This window comes from Flavobacterium pasteuri (assembly GCF_048286615.1).
Classification (GTDB): domain Bacteria; phylum Bacteroidota; class Bacteroidia; order Flavobacteriales; family Flavobacteriaceae; genus Flavobacterium.
In genome coordinates this window covers 143360-168298 of record NZ_JBLVPN010000006.1, presented here as the reverse complement: position 1 = coordinate 168298, position 24939 = coordinate 143360, and the positions used below count along the sequence as shown (strand labels likewise).

Annotated in this window: 26 protein-coding genes; 15 read left to right on the top strand and 11 right to left on the bottom strand. The window is 33.9% G+C overall.

Annotated features, from left to right (window positions below; translation table 11 throughout):
- Window positions 1–26: 26 nt before the first annotated feature.
- Both ACNQF6_RS10800 and ACNQF6_RS10795 read right to left on the bottom strand, forming a co-directional pair.
- On the bottom strand, window positions 27–1034 hold the full coding sequence (locus tag ACNQF6_RS10800; protein ID WP_417965758.1) for a glycosyltransferase family 2 protein: 1008 nt from the start codon (window positions 1032–1034) through the stop codon (window positions 27–29).
- Between the two features lie 13 nt (window positions 1035–1047).
- Window positions 1048–1497, bottom strand: a complete 450-nt coding sequence (locus ACNQF6_RS10795; protein ID WP_417965756.1) for a type I restriction enzyme HsdR N-terminal domain-containing protein — start codon at window positions 1495–1497, stop codon at window positions 1048–1050.
- Between the two features lie 92 nt (window positions 1498–1589).
- Here ACNQF6_RS10795 and holA point away from each other — a divergent pair, with 92 nt between their 5' ends.
- The 3 genes from holA to ettA all read left to right on the top strand — a co-directional run bounded on the left by holA (window position 1590) and on the right by ettA (window position 4617).
- The gene (holA, locus tag ACNQF6_RS10790; protein WP_417965754.1) at window positions 1590–2594 is read left to right on the top strand and encodes a DNA polymerase III subunit delta; all 1005 of its coding nucleotides are present in this window, start codon (window positions 1590–1592) and stop codon (window positions 2592–2594) included.
- 76 nt (window positions 2595–2670) lie between these two features.
- A complete protein-coding gene (locus ACNQF6_RS10785; RefSeq protein ID WP_091169561.1) occupies window positions 2671–2853 on the top strand; it encodes a CAL67264 family membrane protein in 183 nt (60 codons plus the stop codon).
- A gap of 69 nt (window positions 2854–2922) precedes the next feature.
- A complete protein-coding gene (gene ettA, locus ACNQF6_RS10780) occupies window positions 2923–4617 on the top strand; it encodes an energy-dependent translational throttle protein EttA (protein ID WP_395380189.1) in 1695 nt (564 codons plus the stop codon).
- A 64-nt stretch (window positions 4618–4681) separates the two neighbouring features.
- On the opposite strand, the gene ACNQF6_RS10775 is transcribed toward ettA, so the two are convergent.
- From ACNQF6_RS10775 to ACNQF6_RS10765, 3 genes are all read right to left on the bottom strand, one after another.
- A complete protein-coding gene (locus tag ACNQF6_RS10775; protein ID WP_417965752.1) occupies window positions 4682–4807 on the bottom strand; it encodes a hypothetical protein in 126 nt (41 codons plus the stop codon).
- Between the two features lie 77 nt (window positions 4808–4884).
- Window positions 4885–5301 carry a thiol-disulfide oxidoreductase DCC family protein gene (locus ACNQF6_RS10770; RefSeq protein WP_417965750.1) on the bottom strand — a complete coding sequence of 139 codons (417 nt, stop codon included), beginning with the start codon at window positions 5299–5301 and terminating at the stop codon, window positions 4885–4887.
- A 105-nt stretch (window positions 5302–5406) separates the two neighbouring features.
- The gene (locus tag ACNQF6_RS10765) at window positions 5407–7572 is read right to left on the bottom strand and encodes an endonuclease MutS2 (protein ID WP_417965748.1); all 2166 of its coding nucleotides are present in this window, start codon (window positions 7570–7572) and stop codon (window positions 5407–5409) included.
- A 146-nt stretch (window positions 7573–7718) separates the two neighbouring features.
- Here ACNQF6_RS10765 and ung point away from each other — a divergent pair, with 146 nt between their 5' ends.
- Entirely contained in the window at window positions 7719–8390 is a 672-nt protein-coding gene (gene ung / locus ACNQF6_RS10760) for a uracil-DNA glycosylase (RefSeq protein ID WP_417965746.1), read from the top strand.
- Window positions 8391–8539: 149 nt separating this feature from the next.
- Here ung and ACNQF6_RS10755 read toward each other — a convergent pair whose 3' ends face one another.
- The 5 genes from ACNQF6_RS10755 to porX form a co-directional block, all read right to left on the bottom strand.
- Complete coding sequence (locus ACNQF6_RS10755; protein WP_282742795.1) at window positions 8540–8914, bottom strand: DUF4258 domain-containing protein; 375 nt, start codon at window positions 8912–8914, stop codon at window positions 8540–8542.
- A gap of 36 nt (window positions 8915–8950) precedes the next feature.
- Window positions 8951–10150 carry an alanine dehydrogenase gene (locus ACNQF6_RS10750; RefSeq protein WP_282742793.1) on the bottom strand — a complete coding sequence of 400 codons (1200 nt, stop codon included), beginning with the start codon at window positions 10148–10150 and terminating at the stop codon, window positions 8951–8953.
- 94 nt (window positions 10151–10244) lie between these two features.
- Window positions 10245–10718, bottom strand: coding sequence for a GNAT family N-acetyltransferase (locus tag ACNQF6_RS10745; RefSeq protein ID WP_417965743.1), 474 nt, complete (start codon window positions 10716–10718; stop codon window positions 10245–10247).
- 8 nt (window positions 10719–10726) lie between these two features.
- A complete protein-coding gene (tsaE, locus tag ACNQF6_RS10740) occupies window positions 10727–11134 on the bottom strand; it encodes a tRNA (adenosine(37)-N6)-threonylcarbamoyltransferase complex ATPase subunit type 1 TsaE (protein ID WP_282742790.1) in 408 nt (135 codons plus the stop codon).
- A gap of 72 nt (window positions 11135–11206) precedes the next feature.
- Window positions 11207–12760, bottom strand: a complete 1554-nt coding sequence (porX, locus tag ACNQF6_RS10735; protein WP_417965741.1) for a T9SS response regulator signal transducer PorX — start codon at window positions 12758–12760, stop codon at window positions 11207–11209.
- A gap of 471 nt (window positions 12761–13231) precedes the next feature.
- Between porX and ACNQF6_RS10730 the strand changes: the two genes are divergently transcribed.
- The gene (locus ACNQF6_RS10730; protein ID WP_417965739.1) at window positions 13232–14203 is read left to right on the top strand and encodes a tetratricopeptide repeat protein; all 972 of its coding nucleotides are present in this window, start codon (window positions 13232–13234) and stop codon (window positions 14201–14203) included.
- Between the two features lie 228 nt (window positions 14204–14431).
- On the opposite strand, the gene ACNQF6_RS10725 is transcribed toward ACNQF6_RS10730, so the two are convergent.
- On the bottom strand, window positions 14432–15967 hold the full coding sequence (locus ACNQF6_RS10725) for an IS1182 family transposase (protein ID WP_417965737.1): 1536 nt from the start codon (window positions 15965–15967) through the stop codon (window positions 14432–14434).
- Between the two features lie 124 nt (window positions 15968–16091).
- Between ACNQF6_RS10725 and ACNQF6_RS10720 the strand changes: the two genes are divergently transcribed.
- From ACNQF6_RS10720 to ACNQF6_RS10675, 10 genes are all read left to right on the top strand, one after another.
- Window positions 16092–16634 (top strand): hypothetical protein, encoded by a 543-nt coding sequence (locus ACNQF6_RS10720; protein ID WP_417965735.1) that lies wholly within the window; start codon window positions 16092–16094, stop codon window positions 16632–16634.
- Between the two features lie 83 nt (window positions 16635–16717).
- Window positions 16718–17266 (top strand): GNAT family N-acetyltransferase, encoded by a 549-nt coding sequence (locus tag ACNQF6_RS10715; RefSeq protein ID WP_417965733.1) that lies wholly within the window; start codon window positions 16718–16720, stop codon window positions 17264–17266.
- 109 nt (window positions 17267–17375) lie between these two features.
- On the top strand, window positions 17376–18242 hold the full coding sequence (locus ACNQF6_RS10710) for a 3-keto-disaccharide hydrolase (protein WP_417965731.1): 867 nt from the start codon (window positions 17376–17378) through the stop codon (window positions 18240–18242).
- A gap of 120 nt (window positions 18243–18362) precedes the next feature.
- Complete coding sequence (locus ACNQF6_RS10705; protein WP_417965729.1) at window positions 18363–19592, top strand: HD domain-containing protein; 1230 nt, start codon at window positions 18363–18365, stop codon at window positions 19590–19592.
- Between the two features lie 40 nt (window positions 19593–19632).
- Window positions 19633–20676, top strand: a complete 1044-nt coding sequence (gene lpxD / locus ACNQF6_RS10700) for a UDP-3-O-(3-hydroxymyristoyl)glucosamine N-acyltransferase (RefSeq protein WP_417965727.1) — start codon at window positions 19633–19635, stop codon at window positions 20674–20676.
- Window positions 20669–22057, top strand: coding sequence for a bifunctional UDP-3-O-[3-hydroxymyristoyl] N-acetylglucosamine deacetylase/3-hydroxyacyl-ACP dehydratase (locus ACNQF6_RS10695; protein ID WP_417965725.1), 1389 nt, complete (start codon window positions 20669–20671; stop codon window positions 22055–22057). Before lpxD ends, ACNQF6_RS10695 begins: the two co-directional genes overlap by 8 nt.
- Window positions 22058–22127: 70 nt before the next feature.
- A complete protein-coding gene (gene lpxA / locus ACNQF6_RS10690) occupies window positions 22128–22913 on the top strand; it encodes an acyl-ACP--UDP-N-acetylglucosamine O-acyltransferase (RefSeq protein ID WP_099715483.1) in 786 nt (261 codons plus the stop codon).
- A gap of 53 nt (window positions 22914–22966) precedes the next feature.
- On the top strand, window positions 22967–23533 hold the full coding sequence (gene efp, locus ACNQF6_RS10685; RefSeq protein WP_099715484.1) for an elongation factor P: 567 nt from the start codon (window positions 22967–22969) through the stop codon (window positions 23531–23533).
- Window positions 23534–23602: 69 nt separating this feature from the next.
- A complete protein-coding gene (locus ACNQF6_RS10680) occupies window positions 23603–24532 on the top strand; it encodes a UDP-3-O-(3-hydroxymyristoyl)glucosamine N-acyltransferase (protein ID WP_417965723.1) in 930 nt (309 codons plus the stop codon).
- Window position 24533: 1 nt separating this feature from the next.
- A complete protein-coding gene (locus tag ACNQF6_RS10675; protein ID WP_417965721.1) occupies window positions 24534–24896 on the top strand; it encodes a nuclear transport factor 2 family protein in 363 nt (120 codons plus the stop codon).
- The last annotated feature ends 43 nt before the right edge of the window (window positions 24897–24939 follow it).

Below are 24939 nucleotides of genomic sequence, written 5' to 3'. Positions count from 1 at the left end.
TAAATGTTAAAGACAAATTTACTTTTTTATATTTGTTTTGTTCTAAATAAATCGTTAAAAACGACGATTTTCTTAATAAAATAGATGTAAACGATGCTTTTTGTGTTGTAGTATTTTTGCTTTTGAAATTTAGTTCTTTTTTTATAATGATCTAAAAAAAGTTTGTAAAAAGAAAAATGTGCTTTTAAAATGGCAATAAAATGATTGAATTTTCCTTTCATAAGAAATTGTATTCCAGCAATACCATCCAGAACCATTCTGCTCAAAATAATCGAATATAATTTATTTTTAGGAAGGTTTTTTGTCAACATCAATAAGGAGTTTCTAAAATTTAAAAACGTTTTCTTTGGGTTTCCCTGCTGTAAAGTTGCTCCTCCTACATGATAAACAACTGATTCTGAAATGTATTTTATTTTATATCCTTTATTAAAGACGCGCCAACACAAATCAATTTCTTCTTGGTGTGCAAAAAAAACATCATCAAAACCCATTAATTCTTTATAAACGACGCTTCTAATAAAAAAACAAGCTCCGGTTGCCCAAAATATTTCGCAATTGTCATCGTATTGTCCGTTGTCTTTTTCTAAAGTGTCAAAAATACGACCGCGACAATACGGATATCCATATTGATCTATAAAACCACCGGCAGCACCAGCATATTCAAAGTATTCCTTATTTTTAAAATCCAATATTTTAGGCTGAATTATAGCGGTTTTTGGCTCATTCTCGAAAGTTTTAAGAATAGGTTGTAACCAATTTTCGGTCACCTCAATATCCGAGTTTAACAAGGCATATATATCAGCCTCAATATGTTTTAAAGCTTGATTGTATCCATCTGCAAATCCTAAATTAGTATCGTTTTTTACAATCTTAACCGAAGGAAAAAAAGCTTTCAAATAGGAAACAGAATCATCTGTAGAAGCATTATCAGCAACATACACCGTGGCTTCCGGAGAATATTTCAGCACTGAAGGCAAAAATTTTTCTAACAATAAAATTCCATTCCAATTCAGGATGACAACAGCTATTTTCATTTAGATTATTTGATTAAACAATTTTATACATTGGCAATTCAGGGAGGAATTGATATTTTTCATTTTCAAAATCCATTTGACAAAAGTAATGATTCAATCCATTGGTTACCATCAAAAATTGTGCATTCATAGTCATGTTATAACGGGCGATTTGATCAAAAGTCGCTTGTGCAATTTTTACTTCAGGTGCTTTGCATTCAATTAAAATGAAAATAGAACCATCAGAATTGAAAACCACTACATCGTATCTTTTGCGCAAGCCATTGACTTTTAAAACTTTCTCTACATTAATCAATGATTTTGGGTATTTTTTTTCTTCCAATAAAAAATGGACTACATGCTGACGAACCCATTCTTCGGGTGTAAGAATGATAAATTTTTTCCTGATTTCATCAAAAATGGAGACTTTATTTTCGCTATTTTTGAAACGAAAATTATAAAGCTGAAAATTTAGTTTTTGCATAAAGCAAAAGTATTAAATAAGTTTAAAATTTAGGGTTTAAAAGTTTCATTCGAAGCAACAAACTTTAAACTTCAAACTTTAAACAAAAAGGAATGGACGAGGTCATAAAAATTGTAAATGATATAAAAAGCGGGAACATCAAACCAATCTATTTTTTGATGGGCGAAGAACCATATTATATTGACAAACTTTCAGATTATATTGAAGAAAAAGTCTTATCCGAAGAAGAAAAAGGCTTCAATCAAACCATTTTATACGGAAGAGATGTTTCTATAGAAGATATCATTTCGACTGCAAAACGCTATCCAATGATGGCGGAACGTCAAGTGGTCATTGTTAAAGAAGCCCAAGATTTAATCAGGACCATAGATAAACTGGAAAGTTACGCTGAAAACCCAATGGCAACAACAGTTTTAGTTTTTTGTTATAAATACAAAACGCTTGATAAACGTAAAAAAGTAACCAAACTGTTAGCCAAAAACGGTATCGTTTATGAAAGTAAGAAACTATATGAAAACCAGGTAGGAGAGTGGATTAAGCGCGTTTTATCCGGTAAAAAATATTCGATTGAGCCTAAAGCAAATGCTATGTTGGTAGAATTTCTTGGGACAGATTTGAGTAAAATAAACAACGAACTCGAAAAATTACAAATTATTCTTCCGGTTGGAAGCACTATAACTCCCAAACATATCGAGGAAAATATAGGGTTCAGTAAGGATTTTAATGTATTTGAATTGCGAAAAGCTCTTGGCGAACGCAACCAATTAAAAGCCTATACAATTGCTGAAAATTTTGCTCAGAATCCAAAAGACAATCCAATGGTGGTTACTACAAGTTTAGTTTTTGGATTTTTTATCCAATTATTGAAATACCACGGTTTGAAGGACAGAAATCCAAAAAATGTATCAGCTGTATTAGGCGTAAATCCATTTTTTTTAAAAGAATATGATGTGGCTTTGAAAAACTATCCGATGAAAAAAGTAAGTCAAATTGTTGGCGCTTTAAGAGATATTGATGTAAAAAGTAAAGGTGTTGGTGCTAATGCAATGTCTCAATCTGATTTGTTACGAGAAATGCTTTATAAAATATTTAATTAAAGGACAAAAATTTCCGATATTTGCACTCCTGTTCCGACACTTTGGAATCGGGTTATTTAAAATAAATACCACAATTATGGGAATGAATAAAAACACTATTTTAGGTTGGGCTACTTTGATAATGATTGTAATGGGTTTATTGCTTATCGCATTAGGCGCTTTTAGATATGATGATGTAGCAGGCTGGGGATTTGCAGCTGTAGGTGTTGGCTTTTTGGCTAATGCTTGGGTGTTTAGTTCGCTTAAAGGCAGACTTTAGTAGTAATTTTTAATATAGATTTTAGACTTAAGACCAAATAGATAATATAATTTAAATTAAAAAATAGAGATGGCAGACGATAAAAAAGTGATATTCTCAATGTCAAAATTGAGTAAAACGTATCAAGGAGCAGATAAACCAGTACTTAAAAACATCTATTTGAGTTTCTTTTACGGAGCTAAGATTGGTATTTTAGGTTTAAATGGTTCTGGAAAATCTTCCTTATTAAAAATTATTGCCGGTGTTGATAAAAACTATCAAGGTGATGTCGTTTTTGCACCTGGTTATACGGTAGGTTATTTAGAACAGGAACCTATTTTAGATGATAGTAAAACGGTTATTGAAATTGTAAGAGAAGGAGTTGCTGAAACGATGGCAGTTCTTGATGAATTTAATAAAATCAATGATAGTTTTGGTTTGCCAGAAGTCTATGAGAATGCAGATAAAATGGAGCAATTGATGGATCGTCAAGCGCTTTTGCAAGATAAAATTGATGCATTGGGTGCATGGGAAATCGATACCAAACTTGAAATTGCCATGGATGCGTTGCGTACTCCGGAAGGTGACACGCCAATAAAGAATTTATCTGGGGGTGAGCGTCGCCGTGTAGCTTTATGTCGTTTGTTGTTGCAACAACCTGATGTTTTGCTTTTGGATGAACCTACGAATCACTTGGATGCAGAAAGTGTACTTTGGTTAGAACAACATTTAGCACAATATGCAGGAACTGTAATTGCAGTAACGCACGATAGATATTTCTTGGATAATGTTGCCGGTTGGATTTTGGAATTAGACAGAGGTGAAGGTATTCCTTGGAAAGGGAATTATTCTTCTTGGTTAGACCAAAAATCAAGCCGTATGGCATTAGAAGAAAAAGTAGCTTCGAAACGCAGAAAAAACTTAGAACGCGAGTTGGACTGGGTTCGTCAAGGAGCCAAAGGGCGTCAAACGAAACAAAAAGCGCGTTTGCAGAACTACGATAAATTATTGAATGAAGACCAAAAACAATTGGATGAAAATCTAGAAATTTATATTCCAAATGGTCCACGTTTAGGAACGAATGTAATTGAAGCTAAAAATGTTGCTAAAGCATTTGGTGATAAATTACTGTATGATAATTTAAATTTCACGTTGCCACAAGCAGGAATTGTTGGGATTATCGGACCCAACGGGGCTGGTAAATCAACCATTTTCAAGATGATAATGGGTGAAGAAAAGCCAGATTCAGGTGAGTTCTCAATAGGAGATACTGTAAAAATCGCTTATGTAGATCAAGCGCATTCTAATATAAATCCAGACAAATCAATTTGGGAAAACTTTGCTGATGGTCAGGAATTGATTATGATGGGCGGAAAACAAGTAAATTCAAGAGCTTATTTGTCACGATTTAATTTTGGTGGTGGAGAACAAAACAAGAAAGTTTCTATGCTTTCCGGTGGAGAACGTAACCGTTTGCACCTAGCAATGACTTTGAAAGAAGAAGGAAACGTACTTTTGCTGGATGAGCCTACGAATGATTTGGATATCAATACACTTCGTGCATTAGAAGAAGGTTTGGAGAGTTTTGCAGGTTGTGCGGTAGTTATTTCTCACGACAGATGGTTCTTAGACAGAATTTGTACACATATTCTAGCTTTTGAAGGAAACTCTGAAGTGTACTGTTTTGAAGGTGGTTTCTCTGAGTATGAAGAAAACAAAAAGAAACGTTTAGGTGGTGATTTAACTCCAAAACGATTGAAATACAGAAAATTAATTAGAAGTTAATTTTTCTAATTATAGTTTATAACAGAAAGAGGATGTCCATAAAGGCATCCTCTTTTTTATGCTGTTATTTTTTTCTGTCGGAATTCATCATAATTAAAACTGCGGCAACCAGTCCAATGATTACTAAACCAAATACGACAACCATTATAAAAGTTCCGTTATCCCAAGAAAAAAGTGTAGTGTCTTTCATGATTAATTAAATTTTAGATTGTCCAAATATATTATTCTTGCAAAATAAAAGGTATGATAATTATCATGATTGGGTGTTTAATCTAAAAATTTGGCTTGTAGCTCCTTTGTGGGAATCAGGCAAGTTTCCTTTTTTCCAAACCATCTGTACCGGTTCTTAGCGATATAATCATAAATATGGTTACTGAATGAAGTGGGTAATATTGAAAATAGTGAAGCAAAATAAAATATTCCTCCCAAATGTTTAGCAATTTCTAAAGCAGCTTGGGATTTATAATAGTAAGCAAAACCAGGCTGATACAGAATAATACTATCTGTTTTTTTAGTATCAATTCCCAAGTGTTTGATGATTTTTTGACCTAAATCAGATTGCAAAGCTACAAACCGGAAAATATCTTTTTTATCATGCTTAATAATCGTTTGCACCGCCGAATCACATAGATTGCAAACGCCGTCAAAGAGAATTATTTTTTTGTCTTTAGGAATATTGAGCATTTTCTTGTTTTGTTATGTCATTTTGAGAAACGGGCGCCATCGTATTAGGTTGCTCAACTTGCTTCCTGTTAGTGCGATTGCTTCGTTCCTCGCAATGACTTTAGTTTACTTTTTCCCGGCTTCCACAAATTCCAGCGCTTCCAGACTTACTTTTGAAGTAAATACACCATAGTTTACGGTTGCTTTATTTTTTTCAATAGAATCAATCGTTCCCACCGCTTTTCCGTCAAACATTCGCACGCGATCACCTACTTTTAGAACTGGTTTTGGTTTTTCAATCACTACTTTCAATTTCTTCTCTTTCTTTTCTTTTCGGATCTCTTCAACCTGCACCGTAACTTCTTGAATGACTTCTTTTTTCTTTTCAATTAGCGCTTTCGACTCTTTGGTTGTGGCTTTCTTACGCTTTGAATTTTCAATTTCAATGATTTTCAAAAATTCACCAAGGAGTTCTTTCTTGTTTTTATTATTAAAATATTTTTCTGAAATGTCTTCAATTTTTTGTCCAATGTAAATCGTTTTTTGGTTACTGTCATACAATTCTTGATAGCTTTCCAGTTTTTGTTTGATTTTTACATTAATGGTTTCCATTTTCTTACCTTCTTCACGCGCTTTGGTTTCTTCTTCTTTAAGCGTTTGCGAAGTTTTCTCCATTTTAGAACGTTCTTTCTGAAGTGTTGCAATCGTTTTATCAAAACGTACTTTTCCAACTTCAATTTTCTTTTTCGCTCGATTGATTAAGCTGAAAGGAATTCCGTTTTTCAAAGCCACTTCAAACGTAAAGGAACTTCCGGCTTGACCTAAAGCCAATTTGTACATAGGTTCCAATGATTTTTCATCAAAGAGCATGTTCGCATTGGTGGCAAAAGGTAATTCGTTAGCCAGAATTTTTAGATTTGAATAATGCGTTGTAATAATCCCGAACGCTTCTCGATGGTAGAACTCCTCCAAGAAAATTTCGGCTAAAGCGCCTCCTAATTCTGGATCAGAACCTGTACCAAATTCATCAATAAGGAACATGGTTTTTCTATTGCACTTCTTTAGAAAATAGTTCATGTTTTTTAATCGGTAACTGTATGTACTTAGATGGTTTTCAATAGATTGATTGTCACCAATATCTGTTAAAATTCTATCAAATAAAAACGTTTCACTGCGTTCGTGTACCGGAATCAACATTCCGGATTGCAGCATTAATTGCAGTAGTCCAACGGTTTTTAACGAAATAGTTTTCCCGCCGGCATTTGGTCCCGAAATCACAATTATTCTGTTTTCCTGACCCAATTCAATGGTTTGTGGATGCGTAATTTCGTTTTTCTGTTTGTTGTTCAAGTACAAAATAGGATGGTAGGCCTCTCTAAAATAAAGGCGGCGTTCCTCTGTAATTGTTGGCAAAATTCCATTGATTTTATTTGCATATTTTGCTTTCGCAGCAATCACATCAATGTCACTAAGAAAATCCTGGTATTTAATTAAAAGCGGTAAATATGGGCGAATATAATTAGATAACTGTTTTAAAATTCGGGTGATTTCTTCTTTCTCTTCGTATTCAAGATTACTCAATTCACGGGAATATTGTAAAGTAGCTTCGGGTTCGATATAGGCGATACTTCCTGTCTTTGAACTGCCTAAAATAGATCCTTTGACTTTACGGCGATACATAGCTAAAACTGCTAAAACTCGCCTGTTTTGCACAAAACTTTCTTTAATATCATCCAAATATCCCAGCGAATTGTAGTGCGTCAATGCAGTTCCAAAACTTTGATTGACTTTTCCGCGAACAGCATTCATGCTACGTCGGATGTTCAATAAATCCGGTGAGGCATTGTCTTTAATTTCACCATATTTATCGACTACTTCATCCACCATCGTAATGATTTCTTTGGTTAGTTCGACTTGGCTTGCTCTTGCGTTTATATTTGGATAATAATCTTCGAATTTTCTCAAAAAACTCAACAAGAAATTAACCGTTGAAGAAATGGTGGCAATTTTTCTAAAACTGCCCACTTCTAAGAAACTGTCTTCAATGGCCAGAAACTTTATTTCATGCGTGATAGCATCAAAACCATGATTGGGAATGGCATTGTTATTTTGGAAAGACGAAACATATTCTGAGGTTTGCATTAATGCTTGCATCAATGTTTCCTTGTCTTTAAAAGGGGTAATTTCTAATGCTTTTTGTTTTCCGATGTCTGTATTACAAATTGTAGAAATGGTTTCGAGAACAGTTGGAAATTGTAAATCTTGTAATGTTTTTTCAGTGATGGATATCATTTATCGTATAATTCTTTTCAATACAAAAATAGCTAATAGTTAAGACTATTTAACAGACTTTCACAAAGAATTAATGAATGTTTATTATCCTTTTTATGATTCAAAAAAAATATTCTCTCTGTATCTTTGCTTTCTAATATTTAATTATGCAAATCAATCTCAATCCCACTTGGCAATCCATTTTATATGATGAAATTCAGAAGCCCTATTTTCAGGAATTAATGGAAACGGTTGACGAAGAATATAAAAGTCATACGTGTTATCCTCCGAAAGAATTGATTTTTGCGGCCTTTAATCATTGCAGTTTCAAAGATGTAAAAGTGGTTATGATTGGTCAAGATCCCTATCACGGCAAGGGCGAAGCCAATGGTTTGTGTTTCTCTGTGAATGATGGTGTTCGAATTCCGCCTTCCTTACGTAATATTTTCAGGGAAATGAGTGAGGATTTGGAAACTATTTTCATGCCCACTTCCGGTAATCTTGAAGCTTGGGCAAAGCAGGGCGTTTTGTTGTTGAATGCCTCGCTGACGGTCAGAGAAGACAATGCGAATAGTCACAAACACTTGAAATGGAATCTTTATACTGATGCAGTAATTCAGAAAATTTCGGAAGAAAAAGAGCATGTTATTTTCTTGCTTTGGGGAAATTTTGCGCACAAAAAAGGATTAAAAATCGACCGAACAAAACATCTGGTTTTAGAATCCGGGCATCCTTCGCCAATGAGCGCCAATCAAGGAAAATGGTTTGGAAATAAACATTTTAGTAAGACGAATGCGTATTTGAAAAGTAATAATTTAGAACCTATAAAATGGTTGTAGTTTTTTAAACTATTTTCAAATTATTTTTTCTGAACCATTAAGAAATTAAGTTTAATTAAGGTTTTAAAACTTAATTTTCTAAATATCTTAATGGTTTGATTTTAAAAGTACTATTTTCTAAAATTTACTTTTGTTGGTATAAAGAGTAATTATTTTTTAATAATATCCTCTAAAACAGCTTTGTCAGCGTAATTAATGACTTTCAAAGTTACCTCTTGGTTTTTGATTGTTTTTCCTTCGATGATATATAGCTTTCCTTTTTTAAGTTCTTTATTACTTTGGTCGAAATCTACATCACCATATTGTAATGTGTTTTTTATATCGGCAGTATCAATCCATTTTTCAGCCAAAATCTGTGATGCTTTATCCGAATAATGGAAAGGTTTGTTTCTCAAATCATTTAAGACTCTCGCATTTGGAAAATAGTTACAACGGGTATCTTTACCACTAAAAACTAACGCTACAAAAAACAGTCCTATTACTAAACCTACTAGATAATAGGCAAAACGGTGTATAAACTTCATGAATTATATTTTTGGCAAAGGTAGAAGAAAGTTTTCTTAAAAAACAATTAAATTAATGTCGTTATTGGGTAAATCAAACCAATCACCAATGGCACTATTTGTGAGAATTCCATGGTACATGTAAACACCATTTTTTAATCCTTTATCACAACGAATAGCACTTTCAATCCCACCATCTGCAGCAATTTGCAGCAAATACGGTGTTATGATATTACTAATGGATAACGAAGCCGTTTTAGAATATCGGGAAGGAATATTGGGTACGCAATAATGCAATACATTGTTTTTGATAAAAGTTGGTTTCTCATGTGACGTCACTTCTGAAGTTTCAAAACAACCGCCGGTGTCAATACTAACATCTACAATTACAGCACCGTTTTTCATGTGTTCGACCATAGTTTCCGAAACAATTACGGGACAACGTTCTTTGCCTCGCATAGCGCCAATAGCGACATCACATCGTCTTAATGCTTTCAGTAAGGACTTTGGTTGTATAGTAGAAGTAAAAATACGCTGATTCAAATTATTTTGTAAACGACGTAATTTGGTAATAGAATTATCAAAAACTTTGACATTGGCACCTAAACCAATAGCGGTTTTAGCGGCAAATTCTCCAACAGTTCCTGCACCAAGAATTACAACATCGGTAGGTGGAACGCCTGTAATATTACCAAATAACAATCCTTTTCCAAATTCATTCGTAATCATCAATTCGGCTGCAATAAGAATCGAGGCAATTCCGGCAATTTCGCTCAAGGATTTCACCGCAGGATACGTTCCATCTTCATCTTTTATGTATTCAAAAGCAAGTGCAGTAATTTTCTTTTTTGTCAAAGCCTCAAAATAGACTTTCTTTCGGGTTTTAAGTTGAATGGCTGATAGCAAAATCGTTTGAGGGTTCATCATTTCAATTTCAGCAAGCGTTGCAGGCTCTACCTTCAATATCATCGGACAACTAAAAACTTTCTTGGTATCATTTGTAATTTCTGCACCGGCATCACAATATTCTTTGTCCGTATAACTGGAATTTAATCCAGCGCCAGCCTCAATCATTACCCGATGCCCATGATAAGTCAGCGAGTTCACAGCGTCTGGAGTAAGACAGATACGGCGTTCCTGATAACTGGTTTCCTTTGGAATACCTATAAAAAGTTCGCTTTTTTTTCTGGCAACCTCTAGTTTTTCTTCTTGAGGTAATAGCTGTTGTTTTGTGAATGGCGTTATAGTAATTGACATTGATGTTGTTAAATTAAGGGTACAATTTACGTAAAAACTTTTAAAAAAAGTACACGATTTATGGGGATAAATATAAGTTAACTTTCATTTACAATTAGCGAATAATTCTTTCCATTTTTATATCGGCTCGTTCATAAACGCCATCTTCCAACGGTATTTCTACGAAACCAAATTTTTCATACAAATGAATAGCCGACAGTAATTTTCGGTTCGAATATAAAATCAGTTTCTCCATTCCTTTTGCTTCGGCAACAGCAAGACAATGCAACATTAGTTTCTTGCCAATTCCCAATCCTTGAACACCATCAGTAACTGCCATTTTACTCAGTTCAAAAGTCGTATCGTCAATTTTTATTAAGGAAACCGTTCCTACGATTTCAACTTTATATTTTGCATAAAAAATCATTCCACCTTTGTCTATTATCTGACCTTGCGGATCCGAAAGTACAAGTTCATCTTTGGGTTCAATCCTAAAATGTTTTTGTAACCATTCCAGATTTAAAGTTTTTATAGGCGCTGCTAATGTTGTTGAAAAAGGGATGATTTCTACAGTATTGTCTAAACTCATAATTACTTTTAGCTTAAGGTTAAAGATCTTTTTCCATCAGTAAGCAGTGAAATAGTAATAACGGAATGTGTTTCAGGAATCAAATTTGGAATCTTCTCTGCCCATTCTATAAAGCACCAATTACCAGAATACAAATAATCATCAATTCCCATATCTAGAGCTTCTTCTTCTTTGTTTAATCGATAAAAATCAAAATGGTAAACCAGCTGATTATCATCGGATTCATATTCATTAACTAAAGAAAAGGTTGGGCTGCTCGTTGCTCCAGTAACGCCAAGCGTTTTACACAATTGCTTAATTAACGTTGTTTTTCCAACGCCCATTTCTCCGTGAAAAAGAATTACTTTTTTAGGATTTTCGGCTATTATTTTTTGTGCAACTTCTTCGAGTTGGTCTATAGAAAAAATGATATTCATTCTTATAAAATGGTTTAAAGTTTAAAGTTTAAGGTTCTTGCCGTACACTGAAAACTGAGACTGACTACTTTTTTATTTCGGATTAAAAACTAAAAACGGAATAATCATTTCTTCCAATGAAATTCCTCCGTGCTGATACGTATTTTTGTAATAACTCACATAATGATTGTAGTTGTTGACATACGCCAAAAACAAATCATTTTTTGCAAAAATATAAGAACTACTCATATTTATTGCAGGCAAACCAACATTTTTTGGTTCTTTCACGGCATAAACATCTTTTTGTTCATACGTCAAACTGCGTCCTGTTTTGTAACGTAAGTTCAAACTCGTGTTTTTGTCACCCACCACTTTCGATGGATTTTTTACATTTATTGTCCCGTGATCGGTAGTCAAAATCAATTTGAAACCCATTTTTTGAGCCTGTTGAATGATTTCCAAAAGCGGGGAATTCTTAAACCAACTCAACGTCAGCGAGCGGTACGCTTTATCATCAGAGGCCAGTTCTTTCACTACATCCATTTCTGTTTTGGCATGCGAAAGCATATCAACAAAATTGTAAACTATTGTCACAAGGTCATTATCTTTTAAGGCTTTAAAACTTTCGGATAATTTTTTTCCGCCGGCAAGACTGGTAATTTTAAAATAATCTTCCTTGATATTCAAACCCAATCGTTTCAATTGCGCCGTCAAAAATTCTGATTCAAAAAGATTTTTTCCGCCTTCTTCCGGGTCATTTTTCCAGTATTGCGGAAACTGTTTCTCCATTTCTAATGGCGTTAAACCAGAGAAAATCGCGTTTCTCGCATATTGCGTAGCCGTAGGAAGAATAGAGTAGTAGGGTACTTCTTTTTCCAGTTTATAATAATTTCCCACTACACTTTCAAAAGTTTTCCATTGGTCGTAACGTAGGTTGTCAATCACGACAAACAAAATGGGCTTATCTTTTTTCTTAAGTTCAGGAAGTACTAATTCTTTGAATAACGTGTGTGATTGAACCGGTTTTTCGGCTTTTGGAGCGAACCAATCCTCATAATTGCGCTCAATGAATTTTCCAAATTGCGAATTGGCTTCAGTTTTTTGGGATTCCAAAATTTCAATCATGCTCTGATCATCGATATTCTCCAATTCCAGTTCCCAAAAAATCAATTTCTTATACAACTCAATCCAGTCTTCATAGGAATTTACCATCGCCATTTCCATGGTGATTTTTCTAAATTCCTTCTGGTAATCCAGCGTTGTTTTTTGTGAAATCAATCTGGAATGATCCAGATTTTTCTTCAAACTCAGCAAAATCTGGTTCGGATTCACAGGTTTGATTAAATAATCGGCAATTTTAGAACCTATGGCTTCCTCCATAATATATTCTTCCTCGCTTTTCGTAATCATAATCATGGGAACCGCAGATTTTTTCTCCTTCATTTCTGATAGCGTTTCTAGACCGCTCATTCCGGGCATATTTTCATCCAAGAAAACAATATCAAAATTATTTTCCTCAAAAATCCCAATGGCGTCAAGCCCGTTGTTACAGGTTGTTACCTCGTAATTTTTCTTTTCTAGAAATAGTATATGTGGTTTCAAAAGGTCGATTTCATCATCAACCCAAAGTATTTTTATTTTATCCATAATTGTATCAACAAGTGTTCTAAAGAACTATTTAAAGTGCCAAATTACATTTTTTTGCAACGGCTACCTGCTAATATTATGATAATTTTTTAACACACTTACGCTACATTTTATAAAACCGAAATTCGCTTTCATTTTGTTTTAGGTTTGGTTCTGGGCGAGTCCCATCCTCCGTAAACTCCGTCCGGGTCGGGCTGTACGCTGTATCTTTCCTTTTTAAAGAAAAAAGGAAAGGATGCCGCTTACATCCCTCACGCACTTGCGAAAATGATTGGGGTTTAGTACTACGTTTGAGAAGAAGATTTATCAGAAACAAAACTGGATTGTATTATTTGTAATGAATTTATTATATATTTGAAAATAACAAAAATCGGATATTTATCACACAAAGCCACTCAAAAATGGTTGGCTTTGTGTGACTTTGTCATACATATAAATAAGTTGCCAGCAATACATAAAAAAACTATAAACATGAAACAACTTTTTACAATTTTAGCATTCGCATTTTTATCAACTTCATTTGGACAGACCGCAGACGAATATCTGAAAAGTGGAATTGAAAAACACAACTCAAAAGACTATGAAGGTGCAATTAAAGAATATAGTAAAGCAATCAAAGCGGATAAAGATTTAAAAGTTGGATATTATAATCGTGGAGTTTGCGAACTTGGCTTAAAAGATTTTAAATCCGCAAAAAAAGACTTTGACAAAACAATTGAACTTGACCCGACTTTTATAAAAGCATTTTATAGTAGAGCAAGCGTTTATGTAAGTCAAGAAAAATATGAAGAGGCTTTGCCTGACCTTGACAAAACAATAGAACTTGACCAAAAATTCCCAAATGCTTTAACTTTACGTGGACAAATTAGAGCCCAGACAGGAAACAAAAAAGGTGCTTGTTCAGACTTTAACAAAGCAAAAGAAATTGGAGATAAACAAGCTGATAGATATTTAAGTCAGTTTTGTGGTAATGAACAACAAGATGGTGAATCTTTATCTCTTCATTGGCCAGAAAGTGAAAACTGGAAAATTGGAAGCAACCAAGAAAACGATGAGATGGCAATGCTTGAATTAATCCCTTCAAATGAAACCTTCGATAATTGGACAGAAATTGGAACCATGATTTCTATAAAAGGTGCAAAAAATATACCTATGGATAAAGCAATGGCAATGCAATTTGAAAGGTTAAAAGAAAGCTCACCAAACGCTAAATTAACATTTATTGAAAAAGATGAAAGTGTAGAATATCCGTGGATAATTTTTACAATCGAAAGTCCTAAATCTAAAGGCTACAAAAATCCTGAATCACAACTTTGGTTCATAACACAAGGCAAAACATCATTATACGTAAATTTTAGAGCGGTTAAAGAATCCACAGTTCCCCCAAACTTAAAAGACAAATGGATTAATTTTTTTAAGACTGCAAAAATCCTTTATCAATAGTAGTAACTTGTACTGCTGGCAGCACACGCTACAAGCAATTTGGCATTAGGCTTAATGGAAAAATTGGCTTGTATTTGGAAGATTTGGCAAATCCGAAAGATTACGCTTGCTTAATCCCAAACTGTAGTGCGAGAACGTCAGGCTGTGAAAAAACCTCTTTTTTTGATTAAAATCTTCAAATTTCAAGACGCTACAACTTAAGTAAAGCTTTCTGAGAAGGCTCTTTTTTTAGGCTGCAAATTTAGTTTGATAAAAAATGAAGTCTAATTGAAGCTTTAAATACCTCGTTTTTAGCAAAAGCAAGATTTTTGCCTTGTAGGGTGAGTTCCATTTTTTGAGTTTGGCAATCAAATCAGGAACGCCCAAGATATTGATACTGCGTTTGATGTTGTAAACCAGCATGATTAAACTGTGTTCTCCATTTACTTTTTCTAGTCCCGTTAAATTGGTGTGGTTGTAACCCCATTGCCGTTTGATGGTGCCAAAAATATGCTCGTTGATTTCCTGTCTTTTGCGGTAGAGCTGTGGGTTTTCATGATAGCGCTTGTTGTTTTCTTCTACGGCATCGGCATATTGGCTGCGATCTATGTCGCGACCAGCCATTCTGCTGGTACATAAATGCTTTACTGGGCATGCTCTGCATTTGGGTGTTCGGTATCTTTTAAACTCATAACTGTCTTTGTCTGTGGTTTTCTTGTGCCAGTGGCCAGTGGTTTTAAGCGTTTCACCCTGTGGACAAGTGTAGGTATCGGTGGTTGGATTGTATTGGAATTTAGAGATTAGATAATTCTCGGTTATCCTTTCTTTATTTTTTCCTTGTTCTGGCTGTGCTACAATTGTAGTGATGTTGGCTTGTTTGCAGATTTCTATTTGTTTGCCATTGTGATATCCTTTGTCTACCAAAGCCGTGTAGGTTTCTATTTCTAAATTCTCTTTTGCTTCTATGGCAATAGCTGACAAGGCACTGCGGTCATTCTTGTTGATGGTGTGCGTGGCTACCACTAGATTGTGTTTGGCATCGACTGCAGCTTGGATATTGAATGAAATCTCAACAACTTGTCCTTGAACCAACAAAGCTCTAGCGTCGCTGTCGGTAGTGCTTATCTGAGGCTGGCCGCTTTGTTTTAGCTTTTCTTCCAGCAATTCATAGCGTAATTTATTCCCTTTTAGTCGGTCTATCTTTTGTTGGATATTTTGGATTTTAGCTGGACTTTCTTTAACATCATTTTCTTCCAAAGCTTTTAAGTATTCTTGGGTTTTTACTTCAATATAATCTACATGTTTGTCGATTTTCTTTTGATTGAAATTGGCTTTCTTGCTATTGTGGGCTCGGCTTTTCGTACCGTCGATAGCAATAATTTCGCATCCTATCAAATCGGCATCTTTAAGGAACAAAACATAGAGTTTGAATAGCTTTTTCAAGGCAAGAGAATTGTCTTTTCTAAAATCGGATATGCTGTGGTAATTAGGAACAATAGCTTCTAAAAGCCATTGCATTTCCATGTTTCGCAAACATTCCTTTTCTAGATCTCGACTACTTCTGACTCCGTTGAGGTACCCGTATAAATAGATCTTTAGAAATACTTTACTATTAAAACTCGGACGACCTTCGGTCTTGAGCGTTTTTACAGCAAAATCAAGTTTTGAGAGGTCTATATACTCAACAAAGGCATCTATAAATCGCACCTGATTATCGGGAGCTATAGCGTCTTCTAAACTTGAAAAACGCAGTTGTTGACGGGAAATTCCTGTGATGTGTTGCATGATTAAAAATACGAAAAATCCTCTTTTTATACTAGTATTTTGTTATATTTGATGATAATACAACGGAAGTTTTTTCACAGACTGACGTTATGGGCTAAGTTAGAAAAAAAACGAAACTAAAGAAATGGAAAATTGGAAATATAGAATTATACTTTTTTATATTGGTTGCGCCTTCATAATTGGTTATCCATTCTTTGCTATAGATTATTTTGAAACATACACAGCTTTCAACATAGCCGCCAAATATTTATTATTACCAATCTTTATTTGTTTACTGATTATTGGACCAAAGTTTTATTATAGAAAAGTGAAACCACTTGATAATAATAAGCCAAAAACTGAATTCAAAGAAAATGCACGTGATGTTATTTCAATAATTATGATGATTATTTGTGTAACCGCAATATTTTTTGGTGTTGCATTTTCGCTAATAATAACAACAAATAAGTTAGTCGAAAAATCTGAAATCGTAAAAATTAATGAGCCTGTTGAAGAATACAAAACTGATATAACAAAAAATGGAAGATTAAGACATTACATTGATTTTAAAAATCCAAAAACAAATGAAATAATAAGTTTAGAAGTATACCGAAAATATAAAGTCGGTGAAGTTTTTAAAAAAGAAATGAAGTATGGAGCTTGGGGAATATTATATTCAACGGACTAAAAACACAGCTCCCTGCTAGTGCGAGCGGGACGCTCGCGCTTGCTTGGGACTTTTGAAAACGATAAAATTATTAAAAACAAAAAATGAACACCATAATTCTCAAAACAGAACGATTGATTTTAAGACCAATCACACTATTGGATTTGGATTATATTCATGAATTGCATTCGTTGAAAGAAACAGATGAATTCAATACGTTAGGGATTCCGGCAAATGTCGAAGAAACAAAACTCCTGTTAGAAAAGTGGATTTCTGAAAACAATAAAGAACCTACAACCCATTTTACTTTTGCAGTCGAATTAAGTACGCGAAACCAAAATATAGGATTAATTGGAATCAATTTGGGCAAAGTGAAATATAAAAATGCCGAAGTTTGGTTTAAATTTCACAAAGACCATTGGAACAAAGGCTACGCTGCAGAATCTTTAAAAGAAATTCTCCGTTTTGGTTTCAATGAACTGAATCTGCATCGGATTGAAGCAGGTTGTGCTGTTGGGAATGTTGGTTCCATACATGTTTTAGAAAAAACCGGAATGACAAGAGAAGCCCACACCCGAAAATTATTACCGTTATCATCTGGTTGGTCTGATAATTACGGCTACGCTATTTTAGCAACTGATACATATCAATAGAAAAATACATTTCATTTTTAAAATTGATTGAGCAATTTATTTGGGATGATTTGGTGTGGAATCTAAAGTTTAACCATCAATTAGTTATATTTAAATTAAAAGTTAGTTTGTGAAAAAAAAATGCTTAATATTGAAAAGAGAACAATTACCCTATATTTTATTAAACCAAATGAATGTAACTATGAAATCTAAAAACTTCAAGAACTCTTTTTTAATGATTGCTTTGTTTTCTGCAACAGCAGCTATGGCGCAACATAAATATGTGAATACTCCACCGGAGGTTTCCCCAATGCCTATGAAACCAGAAATGACTGAAATTTGGGAACCGGAAGTGAAAGTTATTACACCTGCAAAAACTCTTGGAAATGCACCTTCGGATGCCATTATTTTATTTGATGGTAAAAACTTAGATCAATGGGTAAGTCAAAAAGATGCAAGCAAACCTGCAGGATGGAAAATTGTTGACAAAGATTATTTGGAAGTTGTTCCGGGTTCTGGAGCCATTCAAACGAAAATGGCTTTTGGTGATTGTCAGTTGCACCTAGAATGGAGCGCACCGGATATTGTTTTAGACGGAGGACAGGCTAGAGGAAACAGTGGTGTGTTTTTCCAGAACAGATATGAATTGCAAATATTGGATTCCTATAATAACAGAACCTACAATAATGGTCAGGCGGGAAGTATTTATAAAGACCATCCACCATTAGTAAACGCCGTAAAAACACCATTAGAGTGGAATGCTTATGATGTAATTTATACAGCCCCTCGATTCAAAGCAGATGGAAGAATTGATGCTCCGGCCAGAATCACTGTATTTTTGAATGGTGTTTTGGTACAAAATAATACCACTATAAACGGGTTAACACTTTATATTGGTTTGCATAATTATCCATCGTCACATGGCGATGATGTTATTTCGCTTCAAGATCATGATTCTAAAAATCAATTCAGAAATATTTGGATTAGAAAACTTTAAAAAGTTTACCAACGGAGCGCAACAAACGCTCCGTTTTTTTTGGCTAAAATCAGAATAAGGAACGTCTCTGTTTTAAAATCTAATTTACTTATATTTGTTGACCTTAAAAACAAACTTATAGTGAGTCAAATCAATAAGCTTAAAATATTCAATGATCCCATTTATGGGTTTATTACCATTCCAAATGCCTTAATCTACGATTTAGTTCAGCATCCCTATTTTCAAAGATTGCGTCGAATTTCCCAAATGGGATTGTCGTATTTAGTATATCCTGGTGCTAATCACACCCGTTTTCATCATGCTTTAGGTTGTATGCATTTGATGCAAAAAGCAGTCGATGTGTTGCGTTTCAAAGGAGTTTCAATTTCTCCCGAAGAGGAAAATGCGTTGTATATTGCTATTTTATTGCATGATATTGGGCACGGACCGTTTTCGCACGCTATGGAAAAAAGCATTGTAGAAGATGTGCATCATGAAGAAATATCGCTACTATTCATGAACCAATTGAATGTTGAATTTAACGGTCAGTTAAGTTTGGCTATTCAGGTTTTTAAAGGAGAATACAACAGGAAATTCATGTTGCAGTTGATTTCGAGTCAGTTGGATATGGATCGAATGGATTATTTGAAACGCGATAGCTTTTATTCTGGCGTGGCAGAAGGAAATGTCAACTCAGAACGACTGATTCAAATGATGAATGTGGTAGACGATTATTTGGTAATTGAAGAAAAAGGAATTTATTCTGTCGAAAAGTTTTTGATGTCCAGACGCTTGATGTATTGGCAGGCGTATTTGCACAAAACAAGTTTAGTGGCAGAGTTAATTTTGATGAAAATCTTAAAGCGCGCCAAAGAATTAACATTAAAAGGTATGCAATTGCCTTGTAGTGAGCCGTTATTGTTTTTCATGCAAAACAAAGTTACGATTGACACTTTTGATGCTGAAACCTTGGATTTATTTGCTCAACTAGATGATTTTGATATTATTGGAGCATTAAAATCTTGGCAAAAACAAGATGATTTTATATTATCGTCTTTAAGTAAAATGATAGTAAACCGAGATTTATTAAAAATAAAATTAACTAGTGAAAAAGTAGCGATTGAAGAATTGCAACCGCTAAAAGAGCGTTTTGCATTAGAAAATAACATTTCATTACTAGAAACCAATTATTTTATTTTTAAAGGCAAAATAAAAAATCAAGCGTATAGCAAAGAAGCCGAACCGATACGAATTTTGAAAAAAGACAGCACAATTGAGGACGTTATAGAATCTTCTGACCAGCTGAATTTAAAATCGTTATCTAAATTAGTGACCAAGTATTATATCTGTTTCCCAAAACAACTGCTATAAAAAGGTCATTTAAAATCTATTTTTTTATATTTTTGTCGCAATGAAATTTACAGCAGAACAAATAGCAGGGATTTTAGAAGGAGAAGTTGTAGGTAATCCCATGGCGGAAGTTTTTAGATTGTCAAAAATCGAGGAAGGTACTGATGGATCGCTAACTTTTTTATCAAACCCTAAATATCTCAATTATATATATTCTACAAAAGCTTCAGTAACAATTGTTAATGAGACTTTTGTGCCTGAATCATCTTTAACCACTACACTTATAAAAGTGGAAGATGCGTATGCTGCATTTTCTAAATTATTAGAGTTTTACAATCAGGTGAAATTGAATAAAAGCGGAATAGAACAGCCTTCCTTCCTGTCACAAAGTGTAAAATACGGAGATAAGTTATATCTTGGTAGCTTTAGTTATGTGGGTGAAAATGTAGTTTTGGGTGAAAATGTAAAAATATATCCTAATTGTTTCATTGGAGACAATGTGGTAATAGGGAATAATGTAATATTATTCGCTGGTGCAAAAATCTATTCGGAGACTGTCATCGGGAATAATTGTACGATACATTCCGGAGCTATTATTGGCGCTGATGGTTTTGGTTTTGCACCCAATCCAGATGGAACGTACACTAAAATTCCACAAATAGGAAATGTAATTATTGAAGATAACGTAGACATAGGCTCATGTACTACAATAGACAGAGCTACAATGGGATCTACAATTATTAGAAAAGGAGTAAAGCTAGACAATCAAATTCAGATTGCCCATAATGTTGAAATTGGTGAGAACACCGTAATTGCTGCTCAAACAGGAGTTGCAGGTTCTACAAAAATTGGAAAAAGTGGGATGATTGGCGGACAAGTTGGAATCTCGGGACATTTAACCATTGGTAATAATGTTCGAATCCAAGCGCAATCAGGTGTGGGACGAAATATAAAAGATGATGAAATCTTGCAAGGAAGCCCTACATTTGGATATAATGATTTTAGTAAATCGTATGTCCATTTCAAAAATTTGCCAAAGATTGTTGCAGAAATAGAAGAATTAAAAAAACAAATATTAAACCAAAAAAATGGAAACAATGGTTAAACAGAAGACCATCAAAACAGAAATTTCGCTAACTGGAGTTGGATTACACACAGGAAAAGAAGTAAAAATGACTTTTAAACCTGCTCCAGTGAATAATGGTTTTACTTTTGTTCGAGTAGATCTGGAAGGACAACCTATTATTGAAGCAGATGCAAATTATGTTGTAAATACGCAAAGAGGAACTAATTTAGAAAAATTAGGGGTAAAAATACAGACTCCTGAACATGTTTTAGCAGCACTAATTGGTTGTGATTTAGATAATGTAATCATTGAATTGAATGCTTCTGAACTTCCTATTATGGATGGTTCTTCAAAATATTTTGTTGAAGCGCTTGAAAAAGCAGAAATTGAAGAACAAAACGCTAAAAGAAATGTATATGTAGTAAAAGAAGTAATTTCTTTTACAGATGAAGCTTCTGGTAGTGAAATATTGGTAATGCCAAACGATAATTATTCAGTTACTGCAATGGTAGATTTTGGTACTAAAATTCTTGGTACTCAAAATGCTACAATGAAAAGTATTTCAGATTTTAAAACGGAAATATCAGAGTCTAGAACCTTCAGTTTTTTACATGAATTAGAATCATTGTTAGAAAATGGTTTGATAAAAGGTGGCGATTTAAATAATGCTATTGTCTACGTGGATAAAGAAATATCAGCAGCTACAATGGAAAATTTAAAAGTTGCTTTTGGAAAAGACGAAATTACGGTTAAACCAAACGGTATTTTAGACAACCTTACTTTGCATTATCCAAATGAAGCTGCAAGACACAAATTACTTGATGTAGTAGGTGATTTGGCTTTAATTGGAACAAGAATTCAAGGAAAAGTAATTGCTAATAAACCAGGTCATTTTGTAAACACACAGTTTGCTAAAAAAATGGCGAAAATCATAAAAATAGAACAAAGAAATTATGTTCCTGTTTATGATTTACATCAAGAACCTTTAATGGACATTCATAAAATTATGGCTGTTCTTCCTCATAGACCACCGTTTTTATTGATTGACAGAATCATTGAAATGTCTGAATCTCATGTTGTCGGTATGAAAAATGTTACCATGAATGAGAATTTCTTTGTTGGACATTTTCCTGAAGCTCCAGTTATGCCAGGTGTTTTAATTGTTGAAGCAATGGCACAAACGGGTGGAATTCTAGTATTAAGCACTGTTCCGGATCCTGAAAATTATTTGACTTATTTTATGAAAATAGATAATGTTAAATTCAAACATAAAGTATTGCCTGGTGATACCTTAATTTTTAAGTGTGATTTAATTACACCTATTAGAAGAGGAATTTGTCACATGCAAGCAAACGCTTACGCAAATGGAAAACTAGTTGCTGAAGCGGAATTAATGGCACAAATTGCTAAGAAACAGTAATTTTTTTGTTGATTTGGTTAATCGTGTATTCGGTTAATCAATTAAACAGTTAAACGATTAAACAAAGAATATGAATCAACCACTAGCCTATGTTCATCCAGGCGCCAAAATTGCTAAAAATGTTGTCATTGAACCATTTACCACCATTCACAATAATGTAGTTATTGGAGATGGAACTTGGATTGGTTCGAATGTTACAATAATGGAAGGCGCAAGAATTGGAAAAAATTGTAATATATTCCCAGGTGCAGTTATTTCAGCAGTTCCGCAGGATTTAAAATTTGGTGGAGAAGATTCTTTAGCAATAATTGGAGACAATTGTACCATAAGAGAATGTGTCACTATCAATAGAGGTACAATAGCATCCGGACAAACTACTTTAGGTAATAATTGTTTAGTAATGGCAACAGCACATATTGCTCACGATTGTCACATTGGGGATAATGCAATTATTGTAAACGGAGTCGCTTTGGCAGGTCATGTTACTGTAGGGAAATTTGCGGTTATCGGTGGATTGGCAGCAATACATCAATTTATTCAAATTGGTGATCATGCCATGATATCAGGTGGATCTTTGGTAAGAAAAGATGTTCCTCCTTATACAAAAGCAGCAAAAGAGCCTTTGTCGTATGTTGGAATTAACTCTGTTGGATTGAGAAGACGCGGTTTTACAACTGAAAAAATCAGAGAAATTCAAGATATTTATAGAATTCTATACCAAAAAAATTACAATACCACTCAAGCTTTGGGTATTATTGAAGCAGAGATGGAAGCGACACCAGAAAGAGATGAAATCATTGATTTTATTCGAAATTCATCAAGAGGAGTTATGAAAGGATATTCTGGAAACTACTAAAAAGTAGTTTTTAGTTACCAAAAAATAAAAATAGTAATAAAAATCAAAAAATAATGGCATCTACATCAGATATTAAAAACGGATTGTGTATTAAATACAACAATGATATTTACAAAATCATTGAATTTCTTCACGTAAAACCAGGAAAAGGTCCTGCTTTTGTTAGAACTAAACTTAGAAGTTTAACTAACGGGAAAGTTTTGGACAACACTTTTTCTGCGGGTCATAAAATCGAAGAAGTTAGAGTAGAAAACCATAAATTCCAATTTTTGTACCCTGAAGGTGATCAATTTCATTTTATGAATACGGAGACTTTCGAACAAATTACTTTAAACAAAAACATTTTAGACTCGCCAGATTTATTGAAAGAAGGAGAAAATGTAATGGTAAGCATCAATACTGAGACTGATTTACCGCTTTCAGTAGATATGCCAGCTTCAGTTATTCTTGAAGTGACATACGCTGAGCCAGGAATTAAAGGAAATACGGCTACAAATGCAACAAAATCAGCAACTGTTGAAACTGGTGCATCTGTAAATGTCCCTTTGTTTATTAATGAAGGTGATAAAATTAAAATTGATACTGCATCAGGTTCTTACATGGAACGAGTTAAAGAATAGTTTACAGTAATCAGTGTTCAGTAATCAGATATACTGGACACTGATTGCTGAACACTGAATACTAATTAAATGAAATTCCAAAAAGTTTACTCTTTAGAAGCAATTGCAAATATCATCGGCTGTGAATATGTTGGTGATAAAGATTTTCCAGTGACTGGAATGAATGAAATACATGTTGTTGAATCTGGAGATATTGTTTTTGTGGATCATCCTAAGTATTATGACAAGGCATTAAACTCTGCAGCGACTGTTGTTTTAATCAATAAAAATGTAGCTTGTCCAGATGGGAAAGGATTGTTAATTTCTGAAGATCCTTTTAGAGATTTCAATAAATTGACAAATTATTTCAAGCCATTTCAATTCTCAAATGTTTCAATAGCTACTTCAGCTTCAATAGGTGAAGGGACTCTAATACAGCCAAATACATTTATTGGAAATCATGTCGTTATAGGTAAGAATTGCTTGATCCATTCTAATGTTTCCATTTATGATTATACCGTAATAGGCGATAATGTAATGATTCATGCAGGAACTGTTCTGGGTGCTGATGCGTTCTATTATAAAAAACGTCCTGAAGGATATGATCAATTACTTTCCGGTGGAAGAGTTGTCATCAAAGATAATGTGGGAATAGGAGCGCTTTGTACGATTGACAAAGGTGTTACTGGCGATACTACTATTGGAGAAGGTACAAAAATTGACAATCAAGTACATGTTGGCCATGATACCGTTATTGGCAAAAAATGTTTAATAGCTTCACAAACCGGAATTGCGGGCTGTGTTATTATTGAAGATGAAGTTACTATTTGGGGACAAGTAGGAACCACAAGTGGTATCACAATAGGAGCAAAGGCTGTCATTCTTGGTCAAACCGGAGTTACAAAATCAGTAGAAGGTGGCAAATCATATTTTGGAACACCAATAGAAGAATCAAGAGAAAAATTGAAACAACTGGCTAATATCAAAAAGATACCAGAAATTCTTAATAAACTAAAGTAATATGTCTGCTAAAGAAATCGTTCAGAAGTTTTACAAATCAGATGCGCTAATTGACAACGAAGTCATAAAAGATTTTTTGCATCCAGAAGTTATCGTTGAATGGAACAGTAGTAAGGGATTAGTTCAATTGAATTATGATTCTTTATTAAGCCTTTCCAATGATTTGAGTAAAGCTTACGTTCGTTCAAAGGTTAGGATTAGCCATATTGTAAGTGAAAATGATACTGTTTCGGTACGATATTCTCATTTTGTAAAAACGATTGAGAATCCCAGAGAAGAAATGTTATTGGCGCATTTTATGGTTATTTGGCAAATAAAAGACAATAAACTATTTCGAGGGTATCAAATGAGTCAATTATCATAATTTAGTGTCAAAAAACTGAATACTGAATACTGATTACTGATTA

Excerpts from the sequence above, each read along its gene's own strand:
- porX (WP_417965741.1), bottom strand. The coding sequence starts at position 12,760 with ATGGATAAAATAAAAATACTTTGGGTTGATGATGAAATCGACCTTTTG.
- ACNQF6_RS10765 (WP_417965748.1), bottom strand. The coding sequence starts at position 7,572 with ATGATATCCATCACTGAAAAAACATTACAAGATTTACAATTTCCAACT.
- ettA (WP_395380189.1), top strand. The coding sequence starts at position 2,923 with ATGGCAGACGATAAAAAAGTGATATTCTCAATGTCAAAATTGAGTAAA.
- ACNQF6_RS10730 (WP_417965739.1), top strand. The coding sequence starts at position 13,232 with ATGAAACAACTTTTTACAATTTTAGCATTCGCATTTTTATCAACTTCA.
- ACNQF6_RS10795 (WP_417965756.1), bottom strand. The coding sequence starts at position 1,497 with ATGCAAAAACTAAATTTTCAGCTTTATAATTTTCGTTTCAAAAATAGC.
- ACNQF6_RS10675 (WP_417965721.1), top strand. The coding sequence starts at position 24,534 with ATGTCTGCTAAAGAAATCGTTCAGAAGTTTTACAAATCAGATGCGCTA.
- ACNQF6_RS10680 (WP_417965723.1), top strand. The coding sequence starts at position 23,603 with ATGAAATTCCAAAAAGTTTACTCTTTAGAAGCAATTGCAAATATCATC.
- ACNQF6_RS10785 (WP_091169561.1), top strand. The coding sequence starts at position 2,671 with ATGGGAATGAATAAAAACACTATTTTAGGTTGGGCTACTTTGATAATG.
- ACNQF6_RS10745 (WP_417965743.1), bottom strand. The coding sequence starts at position 10,718 with ATGAGTTTAGACAATACTGTAGAAATCATCCCTTTTTCAACAACATTA.
- ACNQF6_RS10750 (WP_282742793.1), bottom strand. The coding sequence starts at position 10,150 with ATGTCAATTACTATAACGCCATTCACAAAACAACAGCTATTACCTCAA.
- ung (WP_417965746.1), top strand. The coding sequence starts at position 7,719 with ATGCAAATCAATCTCAATCCCACTTGGCAATCCATTTTATATGATGAA.
- ACNQF6_RS10770 (WP_417965750.1), bottom strand. The coding sequence starts at position 5,301 with ATGCTCAATATTCCTAAAGACAAAAAAATAATTCTCTTTGACGGCGTT.
- ACNQF6_RS10695 (WP_417965725.1), top strand. The coding sequence starts at position 20,669 with ATGGTTAAACAGAAGACCATCAAAACAGAAATTTCGCTAACTGGAGTT.
- tsaE (WP_282742790.1), bottom strand. The coding sequence starts at position 11,134 with ATGAATATCATTTTTTCTATAGACCAACTCGAAGAAGTTGCACAAAAA.
- lpxD (WP_417965727.1), top strand. The coding sequence starts at position 19,633 with ATGAAATTTACAGCAGAACAAATAGCAGGGATTTTAGAAGGAGAAGTT.
- efp (WP_099715484.1), top strand. The coding sequence starts at position 22,967 with ATGGCATCTACATCAGATATTAAAAACGGATTGTGTATTAAATACAAC.
- holA (WP_417965754.1), top strand. The coding sequence starts at position 1,590 with ATGGACGAGGTCATAAAAATTGTAAATGATATAAAAAGCGGGAACATC.
- ACNQF6_RS10755 (WP_282742795.1), bottom strand. The coding sequence starts at position 8,914 with ATGAAGTTTATACACCGTTTTGCCTATTATCTAGTAGGTTTAGTAATA.
- ACNQF6_RS10715 (WP_417965733.1), top strand. The coding sequence starts at position 16,718 with ATGAACACCATAATTCTCAAAACAGAACGATTGATTTTAAGACCAATC.
- ACNQF6_RS10720 (WP_417965735.1), top strand. The coding sequence starts at position 16,092 with ATGGAAAATTGGAAATATAGAATTATACTTTTTTATATTGGTTGCGCC.
- ACNQF6_RS10800 (WP_417965758.1), bottom strand. The coding sequence starts at position 1,034 with ATGAAAATAGCTGTTGTCATCCTGAATTGGAATGGAATTTTATTGTTA.
- lpxA (WP_099715483.1), top strand. The coding sequence starts at position 22,128 with ATGAATCAACCACTAGCCTATGTTCATCCAGGCGCCAAAATTGCTAAA.
- ACNQF6_RS10725 (WP_417965737.1), bottom strand. The coding sequence starts at position 15,967 with ATGCAACACATCACAGGAATTTCCCGTCAACAACTGCGTTTTTCAAGT.
- ACNQF6_RS10775 (WP_417965752.1), bottom strand. The coding sequence starts at position 4,807 with ATGAAAGACACTACACTTTTTTCTTGGGATAACGGAACTTTTATAATG.